Origin of the sequence: Clostridium sp. AM49-4BH, assembly GCF_003478335.1 — a bacterium.
Taxonomy (GTDB): Bacteria; Bacillota; Clostridia; order Lachnospirales; family Lachnospiraceae; genus Butyribacter.
On sequence record NZ_QUFB01000083.1, the window covers coordinates 1 to 6,366 of the forward strand.

At 42.1% G+C, this 6,366-nt stretch carries 6 protein-coding genes; all 6 read right to left on the reverse strand.

The window, feature by feature from the left end:
- Positions 1-265 precede the first annotated feature (265 nt).
- Positions 266-1,222, reverse strand: coding sequence for a tyrosine-type recombinase/integrase (locus DW981_RS13900; protein ID WP_118508161.1), 957 nt, complete (start codon positions 1,220-1,222; stop codon positions 266-268).
- A gap of 61 nt (positions 1,223-1,283) precedes the next feature.
- Positions 1,284-2,012, reverse strand: a complete 729-nt coding sequence (locus tag DW981_RS13905; RefSeq protein ID WP_118508156.1) for a type IV secretory system conjugative DNA transfer family protein — start codon at positions 2,010-2,012, stop codon at positions 1,284-1,286.
- A complete protein-coding gene (locus DW981_RS13910) occupies positions 1,925-3,562 on the reverse strand; it encodes a VirD4-like conjugal transfer protein, CD1115 family (RefSeq protein ID WP_118508157.1) in 1,638 nt (545 codons plus the stop codon). The genes DW981_RS13905 and DW981_RS13910 overlap by 88 nt, the downstream gene beginning before the upstream one ends.
- 95 nt (positions 3,563-3,657) lie before the next feature.
- A complete protein-coding gene (locus DW981_RS13915; protein ID WP_118508158.1) occupies positions 3,658-5,052 on the reverse strand; it encodes a hypothetical protein in 1,395 nt (464 codons plus the stop codon).
- Positions 5,049-5,576: a hypothetical protein gene (locus DW981_RS13920; protein ID WP_118508159.1), complete on the reverse strand. Its 528-nt coding sequence runs from the start codon at positions 5,574-5,576 to the stop codon at positions 5,049-5,051. Before DW981_RS13920 ends, DW981_RS13915 begins: the two co-directional genes overlap by 4 nt.
- On the reverse strand, positions 5,573-6,139 hold the full coding sequence (locus tag DW981_RS13925) for a hypothetical protein (protein WP_147352666.1): 567 nt from the start codon (positions 6,137-6,139) through the stop codon (positions 5,573-5,575). The genes DW981_RS13920 and DW981_RS13925 overlap by 4 nt, the downstream gene beginning before the upstream one ends.
- Positions 6,140-6,366: the final 227 nt, after the last annotated feature.

A 6,366-nucleotide genomic window follows, 5' to 3' on the forward strand; every position in this document is an offset into this window, starting at 1 on the left:
CCTAAATCACTTCGAAAAAAAAGATATTGGTTTATACAATGAAAAGTCAATGTCTATATATTGGGTGTAAGAAAAATCTCTGCAAGTGTAATCTTCGTCTTCGTTAATTTCTACATTTTGAAATTTTGAAAGGGAATTCATAAATACCTCTTTTCTATCAATAATAATGATTCGTAAATTTTTCAAAAAACTGACTGATAACTAAAAATTATCCGCCACAGCACATCTCTCCGTCCGATAATATTCAATTATCAGTACCATTCCATTATACCACCCCCTTACCTTCTGTTTCAATATGTTTCTCTAAAATTTCCATTCGATTTCTAGGATGTTTCATTTTCAAAATCTCCATCTGCTTTTTTAATGCAACCTCAGCATAAATCTGCGTTGTCATGATTGACGCATGCCCCAACATTTTCTGAATAAAACGTATGTCAACTTCTTCTTCCAAGAGTAATGTAGCAAACGCATGACGAAACATATGTGGCGTAATATGCATTTCAATCATTGCTTCTTGAGTGTAGCGTTGGATCATTCGACGTGCTGACTGCTCAGAATATCGTTCCCCATAGCGATTTAGAAAGAAGAATTCACTCAAATTCAATTCCTTTTCCCAATGCCTCTTGTATTCTTTCAACTGCGCTAACACTTCTCCCGTTCCTATCTGCAGATAGCGTTCCTTCCCACCCTTTCCTTTTATGCAAAATATCCCCTGTTCAATGTCAATATTTTTTTGCATCAAATTACACAATTCCGATATTCTTATTCCTGTAGAAAATAAAGTTTCGACTACCGCTATATCGCGATTTAGCAATTTTTTTTCAGATATTGTACTCTCTATGCTTTTTTTTGAGTACATACTACTTAATAATGACTGCAAGATAGAATACGGAATCGAGCGTGGTAAAATTTTTTCTTCCCGAAATTCTGTCCGAATCTTTCTCAAAGGGCTATCATCTATGATTTCTTCATCCTCTAAATAAGAATAAAATGCTTTTATACTAGCAACCTTACGTTTTACTGTCTTTTGTTTGTATGATTCGTGTAGATGCAAAATGTATTGACGAATTATTGCTTTTTCAGTTACCAATTTCTTTTGAACACAAAATTCAGAAAATTGTCTTAAATCAATTCGATATGCACGAACTGTTTTCTCGTCCAACTTTCTTTGTTTTAAACAATAATACAAATATTCATCTATTAGTTCCTGTTGATTCTTCATGATATTCTCCTTTTTCAAACAAGAATACCACGCACACATATTTTCTGCAATTTCGACTCCTTTAAGGACAACTACATTGCTGCATCTCCAGCCACATCCCCTTCTTCTGCAGCACCTGTCCTTCCTCAATCTCCGGACGAATGATGGACTTGATCACACCCTCCTCTGCTCCCGCCTGTAGCAGTTCGCGGATTACTTTTCTTCTTGTCTCGCTCGTCCACTCGGAAGCATAGATATCAAGCAGTGCGAGTTTATCAAAGTTTTCGATAAACCATGCTTTTCGTTCTTCCGCTTCCCGTTTCATTTCATGATTTACCGCAGACTGGATCATGCCGGCAGTAATCGTCTTTTCCACTTCTGCTCCTTTGACATCTTTTGGCGTGGAATGAATCTTCTTCTCCATCACATCCAGATCCATCATCATAAAGGAAAAGGCGTCCAGTTCATACAGCCGGATGTTTTCATTTTTCGATTGCTGTTTTTTGAGATATTTCAATGACTCTTCCCCGATAAAGTCACATTCTTTCATCTGCTGTTTCTGCTTTTCTTTCTGCACCACCGGGACAAAAGCACCACATTTTCTTGCTTCCAGATATACTTCATGTTCCCACGGGAACCATTTCTTATCCCGGATTGGATTTTCCCCACGCACAAAAATAATACATTCATCATCCGGCAACAGGCGAAGCTCATACTCTAACATCAACTCCCTGCCAAGCACATCGTAATTCTCACTGTAAGAACGCTGGTTCCTTTGCTTTCTCCACTGGTTCGTTTGTCGATCGTCCATTTTCCAAGCAGCTTTGAGACATATTCATAGGTGCTTGCTTCGTTACCACCCAGATAGATAAAGGTGTCGCAGTTTCCGACAATGCCTTCCCATGCTCCGTCCGTAAAAAGCGTTTTTAGCTGTGCCAGAGACTGTAAGATTGGCACACAGTACACACCACGGCTTCTGCAGGTGGCAAGGATCTTATCAAAGTTATTCGGCATCTTGATATTCGCCATTTCATCCAGCCAGAATCCCACATCCATCGGCAGTTTTCCGCCAAAGAATCTCGCCTGCCGGTACAGTTCTTGAAAAAGCAGCGTATACACCATCCCCGGTACGAAGTTAAAGGTATCGTCATCATCCGGAATGATGATAAAAAGGTTGCTCTTTGTTTTCCCGTCTCCATCCATTCCCGTTCCAAACTCATCCAGCGGGATGTCATTGGATGAAAAGATCTCCAAAAGTTCCTCATTATCAAAAGGCTGCATCCGGGCATTGACTGTCATAATGACGGAACGGATCGTTTCATCCGGACCGCCTCTATAACGCTGGTATGCTTTTACGGCCGGATGATCCGGCTTTTTCTTCGCCAGTTCTTTCATGCGTTCATCTAACTTTGGCGGCGTATCTTCATCCACGAACTGTGCCTCATCTAACAGATAAAGAATGGATTTCCAGTTTCTCTGTAGAAGTTCTGCCTTTCCTCTTTTTGGGTTATATACCCCCTTCGGACACTCCATCCATACATAGAGAAAAAGGCTTTCTAGGAACATCCGCTCTGCCTTTTCCCAGAAAGGATCCTGAGAAGAATTTTTGATATTTGCTGAGTTTGTATTCTGGATCAGATTCGTCACCAGCTTCGTGATATCGCTCTTACTGCGGATATACGGAAACGGATTGAAATGCATGCTTTTCTCCATTTCACACAAGTTCAGCGTATATACTCTGGTATCCTTCTGTTTCGCCAGCCATGCTCCCAGCTCCTCCGCAAGGCTTCCCTTCGGATCCGTATAGATGTTGCAGTCGTGTAACGACATCAGATTGGGTGTCAGGAAGAACGCTGTCTTGCCGGCACCACTGCCCCCAACAACCACGATGTTGTTATTGCGAAGAGTATCCGAGTCGTAGCGGAAACGCACATTTTGCGATAACACTTTGTTTTCCGGAGACAGACCGGACTTTGTTTCTTCTGTCCTTGCGGCATACTTTTCATTGAACGCCCGCACTTCGCCCCATTTGGCAGAACCAAACTCATTGCCGGGCATCCGGTTATGGTCGCTTTTACTGTATGCCTGAAAACTGCAGATCATCCACAGCAAACCTCCCACCAAAACCATACTGTAACTTTTGTCATTATAAACTTTCAACGGATGCAGCAGACACCAGACGATCTGTTCTTTCAATTTTGATATTTCCACATCCACAAGATACAATCCGCTAAGACTGTAAAACAAATAAAGCGTGGGCAGTAACAAAACCGCACACACTTTGAATAATTGGTGTAATCTTCTTTTTCTGCTGTCACCGGCAACATACGTTGCACGGGAGCATTCTTTCTTTCGTTTCATATGGATCCTATATTCCTTTCTCAGCCCACAAAGTTTGAGCCAAAACTATAAATTCGCAGTGTGAAAAATCTGATCATTTATTTCACACTGCTTTCCTATCGTTTCTTAAGGTTTACATCCGGTTTGTGCCGCAATATCTCTTCCGGTACCGGCTGCCTCTCTCTCCCTCTGCTTCTCTGATACTTCAGACACTCTGCCGCAATGTCTTCATTCTTTTTGCTGTATTTTCGCAGTTCTTTTCCCTCCAAATCAATTTCCCGAACCTCAGAAGTTTCGCTTCGCTTCAGGTATGCCTGCAGCCGTTTTCCATCCTCCGAAACACTTACCGCTGTCTTATCCAAAGAAATACACCGGATAAAGTCTTTGGATTCCTGTGGCTCCTTTGGAAGATTGGCAATATAGAGATTCGGGGATTCTGCCACCATCTGTGTTTCCATGTCAAAGGTTACCGGGATGTATTCCGGACTTTGATAACGCTCTTTCATTTTTTCCAGAGACAATACTTTTCCCACTGTTTGCTCTGGAACCGGTTCAGGGACAGAAGATTTTTCTTCCATCTCCTGTCCCTGATTAAAAGAGGGAAAGATCGCTGCATACTCCGGTTTCAGTTTTTCGATCATTTTCACACGGTCATTTTCCACCGGGGCAAATGCTTTTTCCAATTTTGCAATATCCAGTTTCACTTTTTCTTTCTCATGAATATTCTGACTTTGATCCAGTGCATATCCCCAGATGTCTCCCTCTCGTTTCAGGCAGGTGATCACAGTCTGTCCCTCATCCAAAAGAATACAGTCTGACTTTTTGATCCGTATGGCACTGGAAAGATTTTCTCCTAATCTGCCACGGGGAATACGAAACAGATAAGCATCCTTTTCTTCACGCAAAAGAAGAGATTCCACATTGATACTGATTGGAAGATACTCTCTATCCTGTATCCGCTGCTGAAGCTCCTCAAGCTGCTCCTCATGTATCCTGCCTTCATATCCTTTGGCGGCAAGTTCATCCAGATATTCCAGTTCTCCGGGACTTGCCATTCCCATATATTCGTCCAAATCGATCTCTTTCGCTTCTTCCCTGAATTTCTTTTTATAGTATTCAATGACCATCCGCACGCTCTCCACCTGCTCTGGATTGTATGCGATCTGTGTATAGCCGTCTCCCAGATTTAAGTCCGGCAGCTCCGCAAAAGCTACTTTCATCTTTTTCAAGCGGTCATAAAAAGGGATCAGCTCTTTTTCCCCTTCCAGAGGAATATTTAAGATTGTGTATCTTCCGCCGGTCATTTTCTCCAGATCAGACAATTTCATGGTATTGTGTGTCCCCTCGCTGGCATAATGAAGTTTCATTCGATGCTGTAATGTTTTCACCTGTGCGATCTGCACTCCTTTCTCGGCTCCCTTTGCCGAGAACCGTATGGCTTTTCCCAAACCTTCCAGACCTCTTCCATATAATTCTATGATCTGCACTAACGATTGTAATTCTTCACTCATTTGCTTGTCCTCCTGCTTTTCTTTACATTTTCCTGTTTGCCTTTTTGCTGCATCATTTCATAAAATTCGATACATCGTCGTATCTCCATCACATCCTTTCGCTTCTTTGCCATTTCTAAAATGTCCTCTGCCGGCATTCCTGCTTCTACCGCTTTCCGAAGCTGTTCGATCTGTGCTGCTGACAGGTCACTGTCCTCAATCACATACTGCATCACACTTTCATAACCACTCTCCGGTTTCTTTCTTTGGAAATGATTTTCTAGCATAAACTGTATTCTTTCTGCAGGATTTTGAATTTCATTGGTTGCTCCTTGCGTTTCTGAATCCATCCCCAAAAGAATACAGAGCATCTTTTCATGCTTTGCCAATAGGTCAGTAGTATTCATCACAAGATAGCTGTCTATCTGCTGTTCTGACAACCCATAGCCGACTCCCATAAAAATCAATGTCCACTCGGCATCCGTTGCTTCAATCTCATGCTTTTGGATCAGTTTCTTTACTAATGCCATCTGTTCTGTTGTCATAACTGTTTCTTCCTCCTCTGCTGCATCGTTTTGATGAGTTCTTTCTGCACTCTTCTTGTCTCTCTTCGTTTTACATACACACCACATTGTTTCGTCTCATTTTTCATTTTCCGAAGAATACTGACACTTCGTTCATGGATGTACAGCGGCGTTCCGGTTCGCTGATACAATCTTCTTGCCTCCAACACCTGCCGTACCATTGCCTTCTGATATTCCGACATTTCTTTATACGGGATAAACTGATAATTCCGGCTCATTGCCCAGTCAAGTTTTGTATTTCTCTTTTCTGCTTTCTCCCGTTTCACCGGAACTCTGTTGGCAGTCTTTGAAGCAATACGCTGGTCAATGTCTGCCGGCATATAGCCCTCACTTAATCGATAGGTACGAATAGCTTTTCCTCTCCCCGACGGTGTCAGAGCAAGATAGACACCATGCTCTCTTGATACTCCTTCCCGCAGTTGGTAATCATAATCCCGCACCAGACGCTTCTTGAAATCTGCATAAGATCTGCTTTCCAAAATGCACTGGTCAATATCCTGCTCCACCCGTTCTTTTCCCGTCATTGTTCCTTGCTTCCTGTCGTAATCGGGTAAATAATCCAGCGCCGGATCTTTCTCCTTTAATGGTCCGGTATGGTATTTTTCAGCCAGCCGGTTTGTAAGCGGGCGTATCACTTTCTCCCAATGGCATTAAGTTAAGGCTAATTATGAGAGAAGTTGGTATCTTTTTTCGATACTAACTTCTCTTTTCATTTTCTTGTCACAGATTAAATTCCATACATTAATCAAAA